Genomic DNA, 20,908 nt, shown 5'->3' on the forward strand with positions numbered 1-20,908 from the left:
CCGGGAGGTTTCCGCCAGTGGCAAATAATCAGATGGAATTTGAAGATGAAGGGTCGGCAGGCAAATTAGAGCGTTTTTTGTTCTTGATGATTCCAATCATTTTCACGCTTGTACTGCTTGGCGTACTGCTCACCCTATTTAATATGGATATCCGTAACAACGTGCTGGCGATTGCCAACAAAATTCCTGTTATAGAGAAATGGGTGCCTGATCCGCCCCCAGACCCGGCAGCGCCGGGTGAAGCCGCAGAGAATACGCCGGCTGAGAGCAAGGAGCAAGCCGCCAGCTCCGCGAGCACGATCAAAGAGCTCAAAGCACAGCTTACCGCCCAGGAGGAGAAGCTGAAGAAGGCTGAGGAAGACAAGGCGGCGGAGACCACCAAGGCTGAAGCGCTTCAAAAGCAGGTTGAAGAGTTAAAGACTGCCGCTGAAACGGCTGCAGCCACTGAGGAAGAGGAAGATCCTTATCTGAAGAAAGTGACGGATCTGGCCAAGCTCTACGCCGGCATGAAGGCCTCCAAAGCGGCACCGATTATGGAGAATTTGACTACCGATGAGATGGTTCAAATCTTCAGTGTCATGAGTAATGCCAGCAAAACGGCCATCCTGGAAAAAATGGATGCCAAAAAAGCGGCAGATGTCTCCATAAAGCTAAAAGAAACCACAAATTCAACCGATATGGCTATTGCAGCCCTGCAATCCCGGCTGAAGCAGGAGGCGGGTACCTCTACTCCCAAGCCTTCAGCTAATCTGGATCAGGAGAAGCTAGGCCAGACCTTTACCAGTATGCCCGCTGCGGATGCGGCAGTGCTGCTTGGCTCCATGTACAGCCTTAGTCCGGATAAGGTTATCACGGTGCTGAATACGGTCAGTGATTCGGTCCGCTCCTCGATTCTGGGGGAGATGACCAAGAAAGACAGCAAACAGACAGCCAAAATTGTCAACCGTCTGATGGGCGGGAAATAACCTTTGAAGGGAGGTGAAAAAGATGAGTATTATTCTACAAACCTTAACCGCAGGCAATCTGGCTGCTTCCGGCGGCACAAAGCAGGGAACAACCGGAACGGTTAATCCGGCGACGCCATTTGCCCAGACGCTTGTGCAGAGCATGGTGGGAGTTACCGCTGTCAAAGGCACTGAGACTCCTGCAGCCGGTAATTTGGCTTCATTATTGCAGGGACTCCTGAGTGCTGTTCAGGCTAAGGGAGAAGAGACAGGCAGCGCAGATGTCAAGCAAACGAATCTGCTGGAAGGTCTTGTGCAGGATATTGAGAAGCTGGACACCAGCCTTGCGGCTGATCCGGCGCTGATTGCAGCGCTTCAAGGCTGGCTGCTTCAAGTATCTGCTTTTGTGTCCGGCAATCCCTCTACAGGTTCACAGGATGCCTCGGCTACTGCTGCTGATACATCCATCAGCTTGTCGCCGCTTGCCAAGAACCCTGAAACCCTGCGCTTTGCCGTTCAAGATGAACTGAACAGCCTGCTTCAACAGGTTCAGACGGCAGCTGTCAGCGGGGATCAGGAGACTGCTGCCAAAGGAGCGGCGCTGCTGAATCAATTCTCGGCTATTATGGCGGAGAGTGCGCCTGTTAATCACAAGTCCATGGCTAACAAGGCTCCAGCAGTTGTGGATGCTCCAGCGGTGTCGCTTAAGCAGGCAACGGAAAGCGAGCCCAAGGTGGAAATGTATAGCAAAGCAGATTTGGCAACGGATGTCCGTAGGTTGTTAGGGGCTTCAGCTAGCACTCGTTCCATGTTGGATGCAGCAGCAGCCGGTACCGCCGAAGCTGTAATTGCAGATGAGGGCTCCACTCCTGTTCTTGCAGGAATGGCAGCTTCGATGAAGAAGACCGTATCAGCCGAGGAGGCTTTGCCCGCTGGCGAAGCAGCGACCGCAGAGCCGGAGGTTGTAACGGCCGGCCAATTATCCCTGCGGCACGGAATTACTGCACCGCTCAAGGCGGAAGCCGCGCCAGTGCCGGTTCAGCAATTCGCCCAGGAGATGAACACCTTCATCAGCGGCAAGCTTGAGATTGTCAAGAAGGGTGGAGTGGCTGAAGCTACGATTACCTTATTCCCGGAGAATCTGGGACAAGTGGATGTGAAGATTTCCATGCAAAACGGTAATCTGGTGGCACAGTTCATGACCCAGCATGCCGGAACCAAGGATATGCTTGAGCAGCAGATGAGTCAGCTTCGATTGGCCTTGCAGTCCCAGGGACTTCAAGTAGAGCGCCTCGAAGTGACGCAGAACAACAGCTCCCCTCAGTCACAGTGGACCGGAGGTCAGGGTCAGCAGACAGGCGCGGGCGGACAGCAGCAAGGCAGACGTTCACGGGAACGCCAGGAAGAATCGGCAGATGCCGTGCTTGCCGCAGAGCTTAATGGAGAATGGAAAGACTGGGTATCAGCAGCTCAGCAGGACAGTAACCAGAGCGGCGGATTCTCAACCAAGATTTGATCGATAGGATAAGCGAGGTGAAATGATATGGCAACAACTCCCGTGTCTAACAGCAACCAATGGAATTATGTAGCGAATGATAAGACACCCAAGACCACAGGCACCTCTACACTGGGCAAGGATCAGTTCTTGAAAATACTGATTACCCAGCTGCAGAATCAGGACCCGATGCAGCCGATGGAGGATAAGGAATTCATCGCTCAAATGGCTCAGTTCTCATCTGTAGAGCAGCTTATGAACATATCCACCCAGCTTACAGCACTGAATCAGTCCCTTGGCTCTGTGTCAGGATTGATCGGGAAGGATATTACCTGGACGGATGCCGAGACGAAATTGCCGAAATCAGGCAATGTTGAATCGATTGTTGTCAGCAGCGGTGTGCAATATGCAGTGGTAGGCAAGGAGCGGATTGCTCTGACGGATATTACGCAAATTCAGAATGCCGGCACTACACCTGCAGCGGGTAGCGAGACTCCAGCCGGTAGCGAGACACCAGCGGCCAGTGAGACTCCGGCAGCCAGCGAGACTGAAACAAGCGGCGGGGAGACATCATGAGTGACAGAATAACTATCGGACAATTATATCCGGCAGCTGTACATCCTTCCGCCTTGCAGCGTCAGCAATCTGTTAAGGGCTCATCAAGTCCTGAGGCGTCGTTCGAGAGTGTGCTGCAGAAGAATATGCTGAAGTTCAGCAATCATGCAGCCAAGCGTCTGGAGCAGCGGGGAATTGAGCTTGGCAGCCGCCAGTTGGATCAGATCTCCTCTGCGGTAGATAAAGCAGCCGCTAAGGGCAGCAAAGAATCTCTGATTCTTATGAAGGACATGGCATTGATTGTAAGTGTAAAGAACCGGACAGTGGTTACAGCGATGGACGGCAATTCAATGAAAGACAATGTATTCACGCAGATTGACAGTGCGGTAATTATATCTTGACCTCGGCTGGTCCTTACTGGAGAGCCGAATGTGGCTGCCGACCGACTGACGCGGCCACCGCTCCAGCTTCATCTTTCAATTCTTAAGAGTCAGAAGACTCTATAACCGGGAGGACGATTAATAATGTTAAGATCTATGTACTCAGGGGTTTCAGGTATGCGCGGATTCCAAACCAAGCTCGATGTTATTGGTAATAATATTGCGAATGTCAATACCATCGGCTTCAAGTCAGGACGCGTGATGTTCAAGGATATTATGAGCCAGACTGTCTCCGGGGTTACAGCACCCGGAGAAGAGGGACAAGGCGGTGTCAATGCCAAGCAAATCGGTCTTGGGGTATCCATTGGTTCCGTTGACACTTTGCACACAGCTGGTAGTGCGATGACAACGAATAACCCTACAGATCTGCGAATCGATGGAGACGGATTCTTTCTGGTGAAGCTTTCGGGTGATCAGGAGGTTCCATTCCTGACCCGTGCCGGAGATTTTCATGTGGATGCGGGCCGCAATCTGATTACATCGGATGGTCTGCATGTCGTTGACTCCGGAGGCGGACCCATTCAGATCGCTGACGATGTTACGGCATTCTCCATCTCCAGTGACGGAACGATTGTGCAGACAATGGCAGACGGCACTACTGAGGCTGGTGTACAGATTGGCATGGCTAAAGTCAGCAATCCGCAGGGGCTTGAGAAAATCGGCGGAAATCTGTACCGGGTGACCTTAAATGCAAATGATGGAGGTGCACTGGAGCCGACAACTGCCAATGATCCAGAAGCCGGGACAGGTACTATCGTTACCGGCCAGCTGGAAATGTCCAATGTGGATTTGACCGGCGAGTTCACAGAAATGATTGTTACCCAGCGTGGATTCCAGGCGAATTCGCGGATTATCACCACTTCCGATGAAGTATTACAGGAAGTAGTTAATCTGAAGCGTTAAGCCTGAACCGTAATATGTAACTTGCTGAATAATAACGTTTTGCCTGCAGCGGAAATGTTATTGCAGTCGTGGGGGAGGAGCTCCTCCCCCTATTTAGGTTAGGAGGCCTGTCATGATTTCGGTAACAAGATTGAACGGGGCGGGGATGTGGCTGAATGCCCTGCTGGTTGAAATGGTTGAAGAATCACCGGACACGTATATTACGCTGGTAACCGGCAAAAGGCTGATCGTGCTTGAGAAGGCCGATGAAGTCATTAGCAAGATCAAGGAATATAACAGGGACATAGGCACACACGCTGCCACCATTAAAGTCCAGTCAATGGAGGAGCTTTCATGAAAAAGATGCTGCCATGGCTCATCACGATATTGCTGGCCGTTACACTTATCGTAGTCGCTGCATTCTTGCTGATGGACAGATTTTTCCCGGGTGACGGGAATGAAGTGAACAAGGCTGTCCAGAACGTGGAGACGAAGAAGATGACTGCTGATGAAATTGTTAAGATGACGGCCGAAATCCAGGATATCAAAACTAATCTCGCCGATCCCGATTACATCCTTTCAGTTGACATCGCGCTTCAATTAGATTCAGCGGCGTCCAAGGAAGAATTCGAAAAGATAAAATCGATTAAAATAACACCGCTGATTATCAAAGCGATTGCCGATGCCAAACCCGAGGAGCTGAATGGGGCCAGCGGCAAAGATCAGTTCAGCAGCAAACTGGTGAACATCATCAACAAAAACCTGACAGAAGGTTCTATTACCCAGATTGAATTCACCAAATTCATAATGGCACCAATGTAGCTGCAGGCGGGTCAATTCTTTGATGGGGGGGTGATTGAATTGGTTGATGTACTATCACAAAACGAAATTGATGCTCTGCTTGCTGCACTTTCATCCGGTGAAATGGATGCCGACGAACTTAAAAAAGAAGAAACTACTAAAAAGATCCGCTCTTATGATTTCAAACGGGCCGTACGCTTCTCCAAAGATCATATCCGCAGCTTAACCCGGATTCATGATAACTTTGCCCGCTACCTTACAACGTACTTTTCGGCCCAATTGCGCACCTTCGTGCAGATCAATGTCGTTCAAGTAGAGCAGCTCCCTTATGACGAGTTTATCCGCTCCATTCCCAAAATGACGATATTGAATATTTTTGAGGCCGAGCCGCTGGAGGGCCGGATGGTGATGGAGGTGCATCCGAATATTGCTTTTGCCATGCTGGACCGTCTGCTTGGCGGCTTCGGAACGGCACCCTCCAAAATCAACGCGTTGACTGAAATCGAAACGACCATTATGGAGAGGATTTTCAGCAGATGCTTTGAAAGTCTGCAGGAAGCCTGGAAAACGGTGCTTGATATCCATCCCCGGATGGAGGCGCTGGAAACGAATCCGCAGTTTATGCAAATTGTATCGCCAAATGAAACGATTGCCCTGATCTCCCTCAGTACCAAAATAGGAGACACAACGGGGATGATCAACCTCTGTATCCCGCACGTTGTGCTGGAGCCGATTATGTCAAGACTCTCGGTGCACCAGTGGTTTGTCTCTGAGAAAAAGGTGCGGGATGAGGTAGAGCTCGAAGCCATCCGGGCAAGAGTGCACCGGGCGCAGCTTCCCATCGTGGCTGAGCTGGGCGAATCGAATTTATCCATTGCTGAATTTCTCGGGCTCAGCATCGGCGACGTGATTTCTCTTAACAAGACGGTGGATTCCGGTCTGTCGATTAAGGTGGGGGACAAGCTGAAATTCATTGGAAGTCCGGGGATGATCAAAGAACGTGTGGCTGTGCAAATAGACGAGATTGTCAGCGAAGGGGTTGAAGAGTTTGACGAGTAAAGATTATTTGTCCCAGGAAGAGATAGATGCTCTTCTTAGACAGTCTGCGGAAGGCAATTTGGCTCCTTCACCGAAGACCGTGGATGATTACTTAACACCTTTTGAACAGGATGCATTGGGAGAGATCGGCAATATCACCTTCGGAAGTGCGGCAACCGCACTCTCCACCTTGCTGGGTAAGAAGGTAGACATTACTACCCCTAAGGTATCCATTATTACACGCGGAGAGTTCGAGGAAGCCTTTCCCAAACCTCATGTAGCTGTTCACGTACAGTATGTTGACGGTTTCCAGGGAATTAATTCTCTGGTGATCAAGATCCGGGATGCACAGGTCATTGCCGACTTGATGCTCGGCGGGGAAGGAGATCCCAAAGACGAGGAACTGAACGAGATTCATATCAGTGCCGTGCAGGAAGCGATGAACCAGATGATGGGCTCGTCCGCTACCTCAATGTCAACGATCTTCAACAGATTCGTCAACATTTCTCCGCCTGGCATTGATATTCTTAACATGTCCAGCGGAGAAGGTGTAGGCAGCCTGCCGGATGATGAGACTCTGATCCAGATTTCCTTCCGCCTCAAGATCGGTGATCTGATTGATTCCACGATCATGCAGCTGCTACCGGTACAATTCGCCAAGGATATGGTGACCATGCTGCTAGGCGATGTCAGCCAGGCTGACCAGGAAGCGGCAGTCTCCTCTGCGGAAGCTACACCGCCTCCGGCTGCGGCAGCCGCACCAGCGCCTGCACCGGAACCCGCGCAGGCGCCGCCTGCAGCTCAGCAGCAGATGCCAGCGCCGGAGGCGGGAGGGTACCCGCCGCAATATCCTCCGCAGGGTCAGGGCATGCCGCCTTATCCGGGAATGCCGGAAGGGGGATATTATTATCCTCCGGCAGGGATGCCGGCGTATGGGATGCAGGGCATGCCGCCTTACGGAATGCCGCCGCAAGGCACGCCATATCCGCAGGCTCAGCCGCAGAATCCGGCACAGGGCCGTAATGTAAATGTGCAGCCTGTGCAATTTGCGAATCTGAGTGCAGGGGCTTTTGGCAATATTGACGAAAATAATTTAAATTTATTAATGGACATACCACTGAAGGTAACCGTAGAATTAGGAAGGACCCAGAAGCAGATCAAAGATATTCTGGAAATGTCGCAAGGTTCAATTATTGAACTGGACAAGCTGGCAGGTGAGCCTGTTGACATTCTGGTTAACAACAAGCTCATTGCCAAGGGGGAAGTCGTAGTTATCGACGAGAACTTCGGTGTCCGCGTTACGGATATCGTCAGCCAGTGGGACCGTATACAAAAATTACAATAAGCATACTTAGGGAGGATTTTGTAAAAATGGCTAACCGAATTCTAATCGTGGACGATGCAGCATTTATGAGAATGATGATCCGGGACATTTTGTCGAAGAACGGATTTGAGGTAGTGGGTGAAGCTCAGGACGGTTCACAGGCTATAGAGAAATTTAAGGAACTGCGCCCGGATCTGATCACGATGGATATCACCATGCCTGAAATGGACGGAATCGCCGCCCTTAAGGAGATCAAAAAAGTAGATGCCAATGCCAAAGTCATTATGTGTTCAGCCATGGGTCAGCAGGCTATGGTTATTGATGCAATCCAGGCCGGTGCCAAGGACTTTATTGTGAAGCCTTTCCAGGCAGACCGTGTCATTGAAGCCATCAATAAAACGCTGGGTATATAGGAACGAGGTATGTTATTTGCTTCCGGAACGCTCGGAGACAGTAGTAATGCCCTGCTGAATTTATTGAAGGTTGTTTTTTTTCTGGCAGTCATTGTTATTCTTATCGTGCTGCTGATCCGTTTTCTGGGACGCCGCAATCAGACTCTGATGAGCGGCCGTTCCATCCGTACGCTGGGTGCGCTGGGGCTGGGTCCGAATAAGTCGGTTCAGGTCATTGAGCTGGGCGGCAGCCTCTATCTGATCGGAGTGGGCGAGGACATCACCATGATGGATAAGATCACCGATCCGGCAGAGGTGGCGCTGATTATATCCGCTTTTGAAGACCAGGCCTCAGGAACGGACAACTTCATGGCACCGCTTATCGCCAAAATTAAGTCCAAGCTGCGCGGTGAGGTGCCGTCCCAGGAAATTGAGATTCATGAGACTTCGTCTTTCTATGAGACGCTGCAATCCAAGCTTGCCCTGGCGCCAGAGCGCAAAGAGAAGCTGGAGGAACTGCGCAGGGATGAGGATCTCAGGAAAGAGTCGGAGGATTTATGAAAAAAAAGCTGATTCTTTCTTTTTTGCTGCTTGGTATTTTCAGTGTGCTGCTCCTGCATCCGGTTCAGGCTGACCCGATTCCTAATATCAATATCTCGGTGGGGGACAACGATGCCCCAAGCGGGGGGACAAGCTCCATCTCCATCCTGCTGCTGGTAACGGTGCTTAGCATTGCTCCTTCATTCCTGGTGCTGATGACCAGCTTCACGCGGATCGTGATCGTACTTGGGTTCGTAAGAACCTCACTTGGTACACAGCAGATGCCTCCGAATCAGGTGCTTGTAGGACTGGCTCTATTCTTAACCCTGTTCATTATGTCGCCGACGCTGGCAACCGTGAACGAGACGGCCTTACAGCCCTATATGAAGGGCACCCTGACCCAGAGCGAAGCACTGAACAAAGCGCAGGAGCCGATTAAGGAGTTTATGTTCAAGCAGACGAACACGAAGGACCTGCTGCTGTTCATGAACTATACCGGCAATAACGCTACAGTGAAGCCAGCCAGCTATAATGATATTCCTTTAACAGTAATGGTACCTGCTTTTGCAATCGGCGAGATGAAGAAGGCTTTTACCATGGGCTTTATGATTTTTATTCCTTTTCTTATTATTGATATTGTGGTGTCCAGCACCCTGATGGCCATGGGGATGATGATGCTGCCGCCGGTCATGATATCTTTGCCTTTCAAAATTATGCTCTTTGTGCTGGTGGACGGCTGGTACCTAGTAGTCAAATCACTGCTGCTGAGTTTTAACACCTGACTTGTAAGAGGAGGCACATGGGATGAATGCGGAGTTTATTATCGGTCTGGCCGGCCAAGCCGTATATTTAGTGCTGGAGACCAGCGCCCCCATGCTGATTCTTGGTCTGGTGGTAGGACTGATCGTCAGTATTTTTCAAGCCACAACCCAGATTCAGGAGCAGACCCTGGCGTTTGTTCCCAAAATCGTTGCCGTACTGCTTGCTTTACTGCTGTTCGGTCCGTGGATTATAACGAAGCTGGTGGATTTCACCAGCCAAATTCTGGGCAGTCTCTATATGTATATCGGTTGAGACTATGAATATAGAGACCCTGCTGCAAAGTTTTCCTGTCTTTCTGTTGATTTTTTGTCGAATTACCGCCTTTTTTGTTGTCGTTCCTGTCTTTTCGTCACAAAGCGTGCCGGCAACATTCAAAATCGGTTTGTCTTTTTTTGTGTCCATGGTCATCTTCAGCTCAGGCAGCATGAATATTACGGTTCCGCAGGATCTGGGGTTTATCCTCCTGATTATCAGGGAGGCATTAATCGGGCTGTTGCTTGGGTTTATCGCCTACCTGATGTTTATGACGATTCAGACTGCGGGCTCTTTTATCGATATTCAGATCGGGTTCGGGATTGCGAACGTCATTGACCCGATGACCGGGGCTTCTGCACCGATTATCGGCAATTTCAAGTATATGATTGCACTGCTGCTGTTCCTGAGCATGAATGGCCACCACTACCTGCTGGATGCTATCGTATACAGCTATAAATGGGTGCCGATAGATAATGATCTGTTCCTCAAAATGATCGGCGGAAGCTTGTCTGAGTTTCTGATCCGCACCTTTGCCCAATCCTTTATGCTGGCCTTCCAAATGTCGGCTCCGCTGGTCGCTGCACTGTTCCTGACGGATGTAGGCCTGGCCTTCCTGGCGAGAACGGCTCCGCAATATAATGTGTTTGTCATCGGTGTTCCGCTCAAAATCATTATCGGTCTGGCGCTGCTTCTTATACTGATGCCGGGGCTGGCTGCGCTGTTCCAGAATCTCTTCGAGATTATGTTCGAGTCCATGCACAACCTGCTTGGCCTCATTGGGAAGAGTCCTTAGGCTACGGTAAGGAGAGATTGTCTTGGCAAAACAGGCAAGATACAAACTGAACCTTCAGCTGTTCGGGGGAGATAAGACAGAGAAGGCCACTCCGAAGAAACGGCAGGATGCCCGCAAGAAGGGGCAGGTTGCCAAAAGTGCTGAAATGTCAGGTGCAGTGGTCCTCTTCTCGGCGCTGCTGTCACTGAGCGTCTTCGGCGGCTTCATGAAAGAACGGTTTATCAAGCTGTATACAGATGTGTTCCAGAACCGGATGATGCTTGAGGTAACACCGGAGAATATCTCGGCACTGTTCAACCAGTACGGGCTGCAGATCCTCATTCTGCTCGCTCCGCTGCTGGGCATCACCTTCCTGCTGGCGCTTGTGGCGAACTTTGCACAGGTAGGCTTTATGGCTTCGGGCGAAGGAATTACGCCTAAGTTCAGCAAGATCAACCCCATCAAAGGCTTCAAAAATATTTTTTCCATGCGTTCCGTAGTAGAGTTCCTCAAATCTGTCTTCAAGCTCATCCTGATTGCCTATCTGGTCTACAGTACGCTTTGGGGACAGAAGGAGAGCTTTTCACGTCTCTCGCATGTCGATGCGGAAGGGACATACAGCTTCGTTGCGAAGCTGACCATGAGCCTGGGCATCAAGATTGCAGCGGCTCTTTTTATAATGGCTGTACTGGACTATATCTATCAGAAATACGAGCATGAGAAGAGTCTCAAGATGTCGAAGCAGGACATTAAGGATGAGTACAAAAAGATGGAGGGCGACCCCATCATCAAAGGCAAGATCAGGGAACGTCAGCGCAGAATGGCGATGCAGCGGATGATGCAGGAGGTCCCCAAGGCCGATGTTATCATCACGAACCCGACCCACTTTGCAGTCGCCCTGAAGTATGACGGTTCCACAATGGAGGCTCCTCAGATTATAGCCAAGGGCCAGGATTATGTGGCACTCCGCATCAGGGAGCTGGCCAAGGAGCATGGTGTTGTAACGATGGAGAATAAGCCGCTGGCACGGGCATTGTTCCAGAGAGCGGAGATCGGTGATGTAGTGCCGGCTGATCTGTTCCAGGCAGTTGCCGAAGTGCTGGCCTATGTATACAAGCTTAAAGGCAAGAGGAGATAAGCCGGGGGAGGTTAAGGACATTGAAAGCTAAAGATCTAACAGTTCTACTGGGCATTATCGGTATCGTGCTGATGATGATTCTGCCCATCCCTGTCTGGCTTTTGGATGTACTGTTAATTATCAATATCTCGATAGCCCTGACCATTATATTGGTCGCTATGAATACCAGAGATCCGCTGCAGTTCTCAATATTTCCTTCACTGCTCCTGATCACCACGCTGTTCCGCTTAGCGCTGAACCTGTCCACAACCAAGCTGATTCTGGCTGATGGCCATGCCGGGGAGGTCGTAGCGACCTTCGGAAGCTGGATTGCCAGGGGACAGATCGCGATCGGGTTCATTGTCTTCCTGATCCTGGTTGTGGTTCAGTTCATTGTTATCACCAAGGGTTCTGAGCGCGTGGCCGAGGTAGGCGCCCGCTTCACACTGGATGCGATGCCCGGTAAGCAGATGAGTATTGATGCGGATCTGAATGCGGGGATGATCAATGAGCAGCAGGCACGGGAACGCCGCCGTAATGTCGAACGCGAGGCGGATTTCTTCGGAGCCATGGATGGTGCGAGTAAGTTCGTCAAAGGTGACGCTATTGCCAGTATCATCATCCTCATTATCAACCTGATCGGCGGCTTCATTATCGGTATGACCGTTCACGGCATGTCGTTCCAGACAGCACTCTCAACCTATTCTGTACTGACCATCGGTGACGGTCTGGTCAGCCAGATTCCGGCCCTGCTGATCTCCACGGCTTCCGGTCTGATCGTTACCCGGGCGGCTTCGGAAGGCAATCTGGCCGAGGATCTGACCGGACAATTGCTGTCTTATCCGAAGCTTCTATACATAGTGGCTGCGACAATTGCGTTTCTGGGTTTCTTTACCCCGATTACGATTATGTCCACGCTTCCTTTGGCAGGGCTGATGGCTTACGCGGCTTACAGTATGGGGCAGAAGGCCAGCAGGCAGCAGATTGCCGATGAACAACTGGTCGAGGAGAAGCAGATCGAAGAGGTGCGAAGTCCCGAAAGTGTCATCAATCTGCTTACGGTGGACCCGATCGAATTCGAATTTGGTTATGGTCTGATTCCTTTGGCGGATACGGGGCAGGGCGGCGATCTGCTCGACCGTATCATCATGATTCGACGGCAATGTGCACTGGAGATGGGTCTTGTCGTGCCGGTTATTCGTATTCGCGACAATATTCAACTAAAACCGAATGAATATGTCATCAAAATTAAAGGAAATAACGTTGGCGGCGGTGAATTATTACTTAATCACTATCTCGCCATGAGCCCCGGTTATGATGATGAGTCGATTAGCGGGATTGAGACTATTGAACCATCCTTTGGGCTGCCTGCCCTATGGATCGATGAGTCGGTGAAGGAGCGGGCTGAATTATCCGGCTATACCGTGGTTGACCCGCCTTCCGTTGTAGCCACACATCTGACCGAGCTGATCAAACGATATGGACACGAATTGCTGGGCCGTCAGGAGACGAAGCAGCTGGTCGACAACCTCAGGGAGAATTATCCTGTGCTGGTGGACGAGCTGATCCCTTCCATTCTTGCCGTCGGGGATATTCAGAAGGTGCTGGGCAAGCTGCTGCGGGAGAAAATATCCATCCGCGATCTGGTCACCATCTTCGAGACGCTTGCCGATTACGGCACGTATACCAAGGACCCTGACATTCTGACTGAATATGTGCGGCAATCCCTCTCCAGACAGATTACCCAGCAGTTCTCTCAGACGGGGGAGACCCTGCGTGTCATTACCGTAGGCCCCGGACTTGAGAAAAAAATTTCCGAGAGCGTGCAGCAGACGGAGCAGGGCAGCTACTTGGCGCTCGATCCGGTATCTACCCAAACCGTCTATCAGCGGCTTACGGAGCAGATCAACCGTCTCCTGCAATCCGGCCAGCAGCCGATTGTACTAACCTCTCCAACGATTCGCATGTATCTGCGCCAGGTGATTGAGCGAACCATGCAGGATATCCCGGTGCTCTCCTACAGCGAGCTGGAGCCAAACATTGAAATTCAAAGCGTCGGGGTGGTGAACTTATGAGAGTGAAGCGTTATGTGGTCGATACGATGCCTGACGCCATGCATTCGATCCGCAGCGAGCTTGGAAGCGATGCCGTTATTTTAAGCACCAAAGAAATAAAGGTTGGCGGATTCATGGGCATGTTCACGAAAAAGAAGATTGAGGTTGTGGCTGCTGTGGAGAACGGTACAAAGGCGGCCGCGCAGGAGAAGATTCCTGCACCGCCCATGAATGTACCGCGAAATGCAGTGCCAGAGGCCTATCAGAAGGCTGCCTCAGCCGCTGCTCCTCCTCTCCCGCCGCCTGTGACGGTAAGAGATGCGGCAGCAGCCAAGTCGTTTGCCGAGATTGCCGCAGCGCTGGCTGATCCGCTGGAGCAGGGCGGAGGCGTCGCTGTGATGCCGCCTTTGACCAAGACGGAGCCGCCGGATATCCGCACTGAGGATATTGCAGCAGGCCCGCCGTCTGTACCGCAGCCGGAGGAGAACCGGAAGAAGCTTGCAGCGATCTATGAATCGCTTGCAACAGAGCAGTCTGAACCTGAGCATACTGCTCCCACTGAAAGCGATGTTCTGCGGGAGATCCGGGATATGAAGCAATGGATGGAACGTATCGCACGTTATTCCTCAGGGGCAGCCGAGCTGCCTGATGCGCTGGAATCCTTACGCAGCCGCCTGATTGACCAGGAGACTGACGCTGTTCTCGTTGAGGAATGGATCGGACATGTTCTGGAGCGTTACCGTGAGGAAGGAAGCAGCTGGGGGCCGGAGCAATTCGAGGCTGTGCTCAGAGAGCAGATTGATGGTTTTCTGTCAGGACGCATTGCCGGCGGTATTGCCCCGGATACCCGGATTGTATATATTGCCGGGCCGACTGGGGTCGGCAAGACGACAACGATTGCCAAGCTGGCAGCGGAGCAGCTGTTCAAGCAGGGCCGCAAGGTTGGGCTGATTACCTCGGATACTTACCGGATATCTGCCGTTGAACAGCTTAGAACCTACGCTTCCATTCTCAACATGCCGCTGGAGGTTGTCCAGTCGCCGGGTGATCTGCAGCGGGCGATGTTCCGGCTGGAGAGCTGTGATCTGGTGCTAATGGACACCGCCGGACGCAATTACCGCAATGAAATGCTGGTGGCAGAACTGCAGAGCCTGCTGGCCAAGGAGCTTAAGAGCGAGACTCTGCTGGTGCTGAGTCTGACCTCGAAGAGCCGCGATATGAAAAAGATCGCGGAGCACTTCGGCAGATACCAGCTGGATAAGGTTGTATTCACGAAGCTGGATGAAACGGGGAGCTACGGCCCGCTGTTCAATGTCCTGAATGATTATCCGCTGAAGCTCTCTTATATTACCAACGGACAGAATGTTCCTGATGATCTTCTTATGGCCACAGGGGAGCAGATTGGCGGCATGCTGCTGGGAACAGGGGGCGGGTGATGGACCAGGCGCAGGCATTAAGACGGCTGGTCTCCAGCCAGGATACAAGGCAGGCTCCCGGAAGCGGTGCCTCCGCCCGGATCATCACGGTATGCAGCGGGAAGGGGGGAGTCGGAAAGTCGAATTTCACCCTTAACTTCGCGCTTGCACTGAAGGCCATGGGACGGAGAGTGCTTCTGTTCGATGCCGATATCGGCATGGCCAATATTGATGTCCTTATGGGTGTCTCCTCCAGATACAATCTGTACCACCTGCTCAAGCGGGAAGCGGATATCGGACAGATCATTCAGCTCGGACCGCAGGCGTTGCCCTTCATTGCAGGGGGCTCCGGGATGGACGAGCTGTTCACACTCTCGGAGGCGGATCTGAATTACTTTACCACACAGATTGCAAGCATTGCCGATACCATGGATTTCATCCTGTTCGACACAGGGGCGGGGCTGTCCAAGGAAACGATGAAATTCATCACTTCTGCCGATGACTGCCTGGTGGTGACCACGCCTGAGCCTACCGCAATTACAGATGCATATGCGCTGATGAAGGTTGTTCATAATGCGCATCCTGAGGTTTCGTTCAGGCTGATTGTCAATCAGGCAGGGGATGAACGGGAGGCACGGGCCACCAGTGACAAAATCCGGATGGCGGCCAGCCGGTTCCTGCAGCTTGAGCTTCCCTTCCTCGGTTACATCAGCAGTGATCCGCATGTAGTACAGGCCGTTAAGAAACAAATTCCATTCTCAGTGGCTTTTCCGAACAGTATTGCAGCCAGGGATGTGCAGAGGCTTGCGCAGAGCTATCTGGCTGTGGATTCAGTAGAAACCGCTAAAGTTCAAGGCATCAAGGGATTCATCAGCAAGTGGTTGAAACGAAACAGATAATTGTTCTGAATTTGAGGCACAGAGGTGGAAAAGCTATGAGGCCATATAAAGTTCTGGTTGTTGATGATTCTGCATTCATGCGCAAGATCATTTCCGATTTAATAGAGAATGATGCCGACTTTCAAGTCACAGCGACAGCTGCCAACGGACGCGAGGCGATTGAGAAGGTTAACGAGCTTCGTCCGGATCTCGTAACCATGGATGTGGAGATGCCTGAGATGAATGGCCTGGAGGCGCTCAAAAGTATCATGGCCCAGCGTCCGCTCCCGGTGATTATGCTGTCCGGCATCAATGAAGAGGGGATGAAGGAGACGATTCTGGCCTTGGAGTGGGGGGCTTTCGATTTCATCCGAAAGCCGTCCATTTCAAACTCCCAGGATATCATCGCTGTCGGAGTGTCCCTCCGGGAGCAGATGAAGGAAGCGATGCTGGCGCGCGAGCGGCGTGAAGCCCGTGCTTCCGCCGTCAAATCGCCTGAGCCTCCTCCTCCCGCTGCTGAACCGCCTGCTCCGCGGGCTGTTGTGGAACCGGTAAGAAGGAAGCTGGAGCCGTCCAAGAAAGAAGCGGATAAAGCGCCGCTTCTGGGCACGGAGAAGCAGAGGGTCAGGGCGCCGCTTGAACCGCCTGCTGACAAACGGAAGCCGGAAGCCCGCACTGAGCCGCCCACTGCGAAGCGGGTAGTCAAGCCAGCGCCGGCAGTGCCTAAACCGGCTCCCGAGAGGTTCAAAGGCCGCTCCCAGGAGGCGCCGGGCGCCGGATGGGCTGGACAACGGGCGGCTGCTGAAGTTGCTGCAGGCTCGTTCGCAGAACCTCCTGGAGCAACAGGAGGCCAGGCAAGCGGAAGCCGGAGCGTGCGCAAGCTGGTTGCTGTAGGCTGCTCAACCGGAGGTCCGAGAGCGCTGAAGGCGTTCCTGGAGAACATTCCCGGTGACTTCCCGGCACCGATTGTCATTGTCCAGCATATGCCGCCTAACTTCACCAAGTCGCTGGCCCAGCGTCTGAATACCTTCAGCGCGCTGGAGGTCGCGGAAGCGGAGCACGGTATGATTCTCCGGCAGGGTGCGGCGTATATTGCCCCCGGGGGCTATCACCTGACAGTGGTTCCTGCGCCTGGCGGCCAATACATGATAGAGCTTACTAAGGAAGAGGTCCGTAATGGACATCGTCCTTCTGTAGATACACTGTTTGAATCGGTATTGCAGCTTACCTCGCTGGAACGTCATGCCGTCATTATGACGGGGATGGGCAGCGACGGGGCCCGTATGATGAAAGCACTCTATGATTCGGGGGTGACATCAACCTTTGCAGAGAGTGAAGAAACCTGTGTGGTATACGGAATGCCGAGGTCTGCAGTAGAGTTGAAGTGTGTAAGACACATCCTGCCTTTGCAAGAAATTGCTCCAAGGCTGGTACAAGCCGTTAAATAATGGAATAGCGAACTCGAAGGGGAGGTACCCGCTCATGGACATGAACCAATACTTATCCATGTTTATTGATGAGTCAAATGATCATCTGCAGTCTTTGAACGAGAGCATGATGGGGCTGGAAGCGAATCCGGAGGATCTGAGTATTGTTCAGGTGATTTTCCGCTCCGCCCATACCTTGAAAGGTATGGCGGCTACAATGGGGTTTGAAGATTTGGCTTCGCTTACGCACCAAATGGAGAACGTGCTCGATCTGGTGCGCAATAACAAACTGCGGATGCAGGACTTCATTTTTGATACCCTGTTCCAAAGTATTGACGCGCTGGAATCCATGGTGGAGGATATCACCGGCGGGGGAGCGGGCAAGGCCGATGTAACAGCGATTGTCTCTTCCCTGCAGGCCATCGTACGCGGAGAGGTCCCTTCTGCCGGCAATGCTTCTGCTGAAGTCACTGCCGCTGCGTCCGGCAATGCCAGCGCGGCCCAGGTGTTCCTGGATGAATTCCAGTACTCCGTGCTGGAGCAATCCCTTCAGGAAGGCCATCAGGTGCTGTATGTGGATGTGGCGATCCGCAAGGACTGTCAGCTCAAAGCCGTACGTGCCTACATGGTCTTCGACCTTCTGGAGCGTTCAGGAGAAGTCGTGAAATCCTTCCCTTCGGTTCAGGACATAGAGCAGGAGAAATTCGATTACGGATTCTCCCTCTACTACATAACCCAAAAGGATGCAAGTGAGATTCAGAAGATGATTCTGAATCTGTCAGAGATCGAAGCGGTTACCGCTGTGGCGCTTGATCAGGAGTCACTTCGCCAAATGGGACAAGACACTGCGGCAGCTACAGCCGAAGCGCCCGCTCCGGCTCCGGTGCAGGAAGCCGCTCCCGTTGCTGCCGGTAATGCTTCCCCTGCGGCTTCTCTGCATCCCAAGGATGAGAACGGCAAGGCAGCCCCGGCCCGGGCAGGAGGAGCGCCGTCGCCTTCCCGGACCATCCGTGTGGATATTGAGCGGCTGGATGTGCTGATGAATCTGTTCAGCGAGCTGCTGATTGACCGTGTCCGGCTGGAGCAGCTGGCCTCCGAGGTGCAGAACGGCGATCTTACCGAAACGGTCGAGCATATGGGCCGGGTGAGCGGCGATTTGCAGAATATCGTCATGAAGCTCCGCATGGTTCCGGTAGACACCGTATTTAACCGGTTCCCGCGGATGATCCGCGATCTGGCGAAATCGCTGGACAAGAAGGTGGATTTAATCATCACTGGAGCAGATACAGAGCTTGACCGTACGGTGATTGATGAGATTGGCGATCCGCTGGTGCATCTGCTGCGCAATGCGGTTGACCACGGGATTGAATCCATTGCAGACCGGATTGCGGCCGGGAAGCCGGAGACCGGGACCGTCCAGCTCCGGGCCTTCCATAGCGGCAATCATGTGTTCATCGAGATTGAAGAGGATGGCAAGGGCATCTATCCGAAGAATGTCTTAGCCTCTGCTGTCAAAAAGGGTGTGATTACCCAAGAGCAGGCGGGCACGATGACAGATGACGAAGCGTACCAGCTGCTCTTCGCGCCTGGATTCAGTACAGCTGAGGTCATCTCTGATGTATCGGGCCGGGGCGTGGGTCTCGATGTGGTCAAATCCAAAATCTCTTCCCTGGGCGGTAACGTCACCATCTATTCCACACCGGGCAAAGGCACGAATTTCTCCGTTCAGCTTCCGCTGACCCTGTCGATCATTGCAGCGATGCTGGTTCGGCTTGGCTCAGAGAAATATGCCATTCCGCTCTCTTCCATCGTGGAGACTGGAATTGTGAAGCAATCCCAGATCCGCACCATTCACGGCAACCGGATGCTGGAGTTCCGGGGCAGCCATATTCCGCTGGTCTCCCTGAGCAAGATCTTCTCCATTCCGGACTATGATGAAAGCACGGAAGAGGAGACGGAGATCGTGGTTGTCCGCAAGGGAGAACGGCTGGTTGCCTTGGCTGTGCAGGACTTCATTGGCCAGAACGAAATTGTAATCAAGAATCTCGGCAAGTATCTCCCAGAGGTGCAGGGAATTTCCGGAGCCACGATTCTTGGAGACGGACAGGTAGCGCTTATTATCGATCCGAATGCTTTTATCAAATAATCAGGTTAGAACAGGGAGGGTCATTCCATGGCTGAAGATATCAAAGTAATTGTATTCAAGCTTGGCACTGAAGAATACGGCATTGAAGTAGAGAAGGTCCAGACGATTGAACGTATGATGCCGATTACCCGCGTACCGAAGACCTATTCCTTTATCAAAGGTGTGATCAATCTGCGCGGTGTTGTGATTCCGGTTATCGATCTGCGCGGACGATTCGGTATCGAGGAAGCGGAGCACACCGACCAGACCCGGATCATTATCGTCAATGTGAATGAGATGGAAGTAGGCTTCATTGTCGATTCAGCCAATGATGTCATCGACTTGAACCGTGATATTATCGATGTACCGCCGGATGTTGTAGGGGGTATCAAGGCGAAGTATCTGGATGGGGTAGCCAAAATTGGGGATGACCGTCTGTTGATTATGCTTAACCTGTCTGAAGTGCTGAACAAGAGTGAAATCGTGCAGCTGGAAAGCCTGGAGGGCTAGCCTATGGAGCTATTCAAGAATTTCAAAGACTTCAAAATGGATGTGCTTAAGGAAGTAGGGAATATTGGGGCCGGTAATGCGGCCACTGCCTTGTCCCAGCTGCTCAATAAGCCGATTGACATGGCCGTGCCTAAGGTACAGCTGCTCAGCTTCGAGGAGATCACTGATAAGGTGGGCGGAGCGGAGGAGCTCGTATATGCGGTATTCCTGCGTGTGGAAGGTGAGGCCCCGGGCAACCTGTTCTTCATTCTTACCCCGGAGGCGGCAAGCAACCTGCTCAGCCGGATTGCCGGCATTGAAGTCTCCGGCGGCGGTGAGCTGAGTGAGATGGAGTTATCCGCACTAAGCGAGATCGGCAATATTCTGGCCGGCTCTTATCTCTCTTCCCTGGCGGACTTCACCTCCCTGACCATGTATCCGACCGTGCCGGCGCTTGCGATGGATATGGCCGGAGCCATTCTTGGCTACGGGCTGCTGCAGTTCGGTCAGATGGGCGATGATGCGCTGCTGATCGATACGACTTTTTTAGAAGGCCAAAATGAAATTGAAGGACAATTCTTCCTTATTCCCGATCCGGAATCGTTCCCCAAAATATTCAAGGCTTTAGGAGTACCGTTCGACAATGATTGAAGAGCAGAGCATCATTAAAGTAGGTATGGCGGATCTGAACGTAGGCAGCCAGGACAGCCTTATTCGTACGACCGGTCTTGGCTCCTGCGTAGGTCTGACTCTGTTTGATCCCGGTAAAAAGCTGGCGGGGATGGCTCATGTCATGCTGCCCTCGTCAGAGATTGCCAGGGAGGGACAGCTGAATATCGCCAAGTTCGCTGATACTGCTGTGCCTGAGCTTTTGGCCCGCCTGCTGGGGCTGGGGGCGGTTAGAAGCCGGATTGTGGCCAAGATGGCCGGAGGCTCGCAGATGTTTGCTTTTGCCGGAGGGAGTGACACCATGAGGATCGGGCCTCGGAATGTGGAATCCTGCAAGCTTGCTCTTGAGAGCCTTCATATTCCGCTTATCGCGGAGGACACGGGCGGCAATTATGGGCGCACGATAGAAATCTCCTGCAATACCGGAGTGATTTTTATCCGCAGCGTTCAAAAAGGCCCGAAGGAAATTTAGCC

23 protein-coding genes are annotated in these 20,908 nt (G+C 52.3%); all 23 read left to right on the plus strand.

Annotated elements, in window-relative coordinates; genetic code table 11:
* Positions 1–17 precede the first annotated feature (17 nt).
* The 23 genes from NSS64_RS09775 (at position 18) to NSS64_RS09885 (ending at position 20,906) form a co-directional block, all read left to right on the plus strand.
* On the plus strand, positions 18–965 hold the full coding sequence (locus tag NSS64_RS09775; protein WP_341139981.1) for a MotE family protein: 948 nt from the start codon (positions 18–20) through the stop codon (positions 963–965).
* Positions 966–987: 22 nt separating this feature from the next.
* The gene (locus NSS64_RS09780) at positions 988–2,460 is read left to right on the plus strand and encodes a flagellar hook-length control protein FliK (protein WP_341139982.1); all 1,473 of its coding nucleotides are present in this window, start codon (positions 988–990) and stop codon (positions 2,458–2,460) included.
* 27 nt (positions 2,461–2,487) lie between these two features.
* A complete protein-coding gene (flgD, locus tag NSS64_RS09785) occupies positions 2,488–3,015 on the plus strand; it encodes a flagellar hook assembly protein FlgD (protein WP_341139983.1) in 528 nt (175 codons plus the stop codon).
* Positions 3,012–3,395: a TIGR02530 family flagellar biosynthesis protein gene (locus NSS64_RS09790; protein WP_076158282.1), complete on the plus strand. Its 384-nt coding sequence runs from the start codon at positions 3,012–3,014 to the stop codon at positions 3,393–3,395. The genes flgD and NSS64_RS09790 overlap by 4 nt, the downstream gene beginning before the upstream one ends.
* Positions 3,396–3,518: 123 nt before the next feature.
* Positions 3,519–4,337, plus strand: a complete 819-nt coding sequence (gene flgG / locus NSS64_RS09795) for a flagellar basal body rod protein FlgG (RefSeq protein ID WP_340952140.1) — start codon at positions 3,519–3,521, stop codon at positions 4,335–4,337.
* A gap of 112 nt (positions 4,338–4,449) precedes the next feature.
* Positions 4,450–4,674: a flagellar FlbD family protein gene (locus tag NSS64_RS09800; protein ID WP_036724671.1), complete on the plus strand. Its 225-nt coding sequence runs from the start codon at positions 4,450–4,452 to the stop codon at positions 4,672–4,674.
* Positions 4,671–5,138 (plus strand): flagellar basal body-associated FliL family protein, encoded by a 468-nt coding sequence (locus NSS64_RS09805; protein ID WP_076078616.1) that lies wholly within the window; start codon positions 4,671–4,673, stop codon positions 5,136–5,138. Before NSS64_RS09800 ends, NSS64_RS09805 begins: the two co-directional genes overlap by 4 nt.
* 39 nt (positions 5,139–5,177) lie before the next feature.
* Complete coding sequence (gene fliM, locus NSS64_RS09810) at positions 5,178–6,176, plus strand: flagellar motor switch protein FliM (protein WP_036692509.1); 999 nt, start codon at positions 5,178–5,180, stop codon at positions 6,174–6,176.
* Entirely contained in the window at positions 6,166–7,500 is a 1,335-nt protein-coding gene (gene fliY, locus NSS64_RS09815; protein ID WP_340940082.1) for a flagellar motor switch phosphatase FliY, read from the plus strand. The genes fliM and fliY overlap by 11 nt, the downstream gene beginning before the upstream one ends.
* A 26-nt stretch (positions 7,501–7,526) precedes the next feature.
* Positions 7,527–7,892, plus strand: coding sequence for a response regulator (locus NSS64_RS09820; RefSeq protein WP_036692515.1), 366 nt, complete (start codon positions 7,527–7,529; stop codon positions 7,890–7,892).
* Positions 7,893–7,901: 9 nt separating this feature from the next.
* Positions 7,902–8,432, plus strand: a complete 531-nt coding sequence (locus NSS64_RS09825) for a flagellar biosynthetic protein FliO (protein ID WP_339310149.1) — start codon at positions 7,902–7,904, stop codon at positions 8,430–8,432.
* Positions 8,429–9,193: a flagellar type III secretion system pore protein FliP gene (gene fliP, locus NSS64_RS09830; RefSeq protein ID WP_339310147.1), complete on the plus strand. Its 765-nt coding sequence runs from the start codon at positions 8,429–8,431 to the stop codon at positions 9,191–9,193. Before NSS64_RS09825 ends, fliP begins: the two co-directional genes overlap by 4 nt.
* Positions 9,194–9,215: 22 nt before the next feature.
* On the plus strand, positions 9,216–9,485 hold the full coding sequence (gene fliQ / locus NSS64_RS09835) for a flagellar biosynthesis protein FliQ (protein ID WP_036692523.1): 270 nt from the start codon (positions 9,216–9,218) through the stop codon (positions 9,483–9,485).
* 4 nt (positions 9,486–9,489) lie between these two features.
* The gene (fliR, locus tag NSS64_RS09840; protein WP_339310146.1) at positions 9,490–10,281 is read left to right on the plus strand and encodes a flagellar biosynthetic protein FliR; all 792 of its coding nucleotides are present in this window, start codon (positions 9,490–9,492) and stop codon (positions 10,279–10,281) included.
* Between the two features lie 22 nt (positions 10,282–10,303).
* Positions 10,304–11,398 carry a flagellar biosynthesis protein FlhB gene (gene flhB, locus NSS64_RS09845; RefSeq protein WP_339310144.1) on the plus strand — a complete coding sequence of 365 codons (1,095 nt, stop codon included), beginning with the start codon at positions 10,304–10,306 and terminating at the stop codon, positions 11,396–11,398.
* 20 nt (positions 11,399–11,418) lie between these two features.
* A complete protein-coding gene (gene flhA / locus NSS64_RS09850) occupies positions 11,419–13,452 on the plus strand; it encodes a flagellar biosynthesis protein FlhA (protein ID WP_339310143.1) in 2,034 nt (677 codons plus the stop codon).
* The gene (gene flhF, locus NSS64_RS09855) at positions 13,449–14,867 is read left to right on the plus strand and encodes a flagellar biosynthesis protein FlhF (protein WP_339310141.1); all 1,419 of its coding nucleotides are present in this window, start codon (positions 13,449–13,451) and stop codon (positions 14,865–14,867) included. Before flhA ends, flhF begins: the two co-directional genes overlap by 4 nt.
* Entirely contained in the window at positions 14,864–15,745 is an 882-nt protein-coding gene (locus NSS64_RS09860; protein WP_340993286.1) for a MinD/ParA family protein, read from the plus strand. The genes flhF and NSS64_RS09860 overlap by 4 nt, the downstream gene beginning before the upstream one ends.
* 35 nt (positions 15,746–15,780) lie before the next feature.
* Positions 15,781–17,172 (plus strand): protein-glutamate methylesterase/protein-glutamine glutaminase, encoded by a 1,392-nt coding sequence (locus NSS64_RS09865; RefSeq protein ID WP_341139984.1) that lies wholly within the window; start codon positions 15,781–15,783, stop codon positions 17,170–17,172.
* A gap of 34 nt (positions 17,173–17,206) precedes the next feature.
* Entirely contained in the window at positions 17,207–19,297 is a 2,091-nt protein-coding gene (locus NSS64_RS09870) for a chemotaxis protein CheA (protein ID WP_341139985.1), read from the plus strand.
* Positions 19,298–19,324: 27 nt separating this feature from the next.
* Entirely contained in the window at positions 19,325–19,786 is a 462-nt protein-coding gene (locus NSS64_RS09875; protein WP_036692546.1) for a chemotaxis protein CheW, read from the plus strand.
* A gap of 3 nt (positions 19,787–19,789) precedes the next feature.
* Positions 19,790–20,416: a chemotaxis protein CheC gene (locus NSS64_RS09880; protein WP_339310138.1), complete on the plus strand. Its 627-nt coding sequence runs from the start codon at positions 19,790–19,792 to the stop codon at positions 20,414–20,416.
* Positions 20,409–20,906, plus strand: a complete 498-nt coding sequence (locus NSS64_RS09885) for a chemotaxis protein CheD (protein WP_036724701.1) — start codon at positions 20,409–20,411, stop codon at positions 20,904–20,906. Before NSS64_RS09880 ends, NSS64_RS09885 begins: the two co-directional genes overlap by 8 nt.
* Positions 20,907–20,908: the final 2 nt, after the last annotated feature.

Origin of the sequence: Paenibacillus sp. FSL H8-0122 (genome assembly GCF_038005345.1) — a bacterium.
Taxonomy (GTDB): domain Bacteria; phylum Bacillota; class Bacilli; order Paenibacillales; family Paenibacillaceae; genus Paenibacillus_AQ.

Coding starts and splice junctions, on each gene's coding strand:
- fliR (WP_339310146.1), top strand. CDS start 9,490: ATGAATATAGAGACCCTGCTGCAAAGTTTTCCTGTCTTTCTGTTGATT.
- fliQ (WP_036692523.1), top strand. CDS start 9,216: ATGAATGCGGAGTTTATTATCGGTCTGGCCGGCCAAGCCGTATATTTA.
- flhF (WP_339310141.1), top strand. CDS start 13,449: ATGAGAGTGAAGCGTTATGTGGTCGATACGATGCCTGACGCCATGCAT.
- NSS64_RS09790 (WP_076158282.1), top strand. CDS start 3,012: ATGAGTGACAGAATAACTATCGGACAATTATATCCGGCAGCTGTACAT.
- NSS64_RS09820 (WP_036692515.1), top strand. CDS start 7,527: ATGGCTAACCGAATTCTAATCGTGGACGATGCAGCATTTATGAGAATG.
- flgD (WP_341139983.1), top strand. CDS start 2,488: ATGGCAACAACTCCCGTGTCTAACAGCAACCAATGGAATTATGTAGCG.
- NSS64_RS09780 (WP_341139982.1), top strand. CDS start 988: ATGAGTATTATTCTACAAACCTTAACCGCAGGCAATCTGGCTGCTTCC.
- NSS64_RS09865 (WP_341139984.1), top strand. CDS start 15,781: ATGAGGCCATATAAAGTTCTGGTTGTTGATGATTCTGCATTCATGCGC.
- NSS64_RS09885 (WP_036724701.1), top strand. CDS start 20,409: ATGATTGAAGAGCAGAGCATCATTAAAGTAGGTATGGCGGATCTGAAC.
- NSS64_RS09800 (WP_036724671.1), top strand. CDS start 4,450: ATGATTTCGGTAACAAGATTGAACGGGGCGGGGATGTGGCTGAATGCC.
- NSS64_RS09870 (WP_341139985.1), top strand. CDS start 17,207: ATGGACATGAACCAATACTTATCCATGTTTATTGATGAGTCAAATGAT.
- NSS64_RS09875 (WP_036692546.1), top strand. CDS start 19,325: ATGGCTGAAGATATCAAAGTAATTGTATTCAAGCTTGGCACTGAAGAA.
- NSS64_RS09825 (WP_339310149.1), top strand. CDS start 7,902: ATGTTATTTGCTTCCGGAACGCTCGGAGACAGTAGTAATGCCCTGCTG.
- fliP (WP_339310147.1), top strand. CDS start 8,429: ATGAAAAAAAAGCTGATTCTTTCTTTTTTGCTGCTTGGTATTTTCAGT.
- NSS64_RS09805 (WP_076078616.1), top strand. CDS start 4,671: ATGAAAAAGATGCTGCCATGGCTCATCACGATATTGCTGGCCGTTACA.
- flgG (WP_340952140.1), top strand. CDS start 3,519: ATGTTAAGATCTATGTACTCAGGGGTTTCAGGTATGCGCGGATTCCAA.
- NSS64_RS09880 (WP_339310138.1), top strand. CDS start 19,790: ATGGAGCTATTCAAGAATTTCAAAGACTTCAAAATGGATGTGCTTAAG.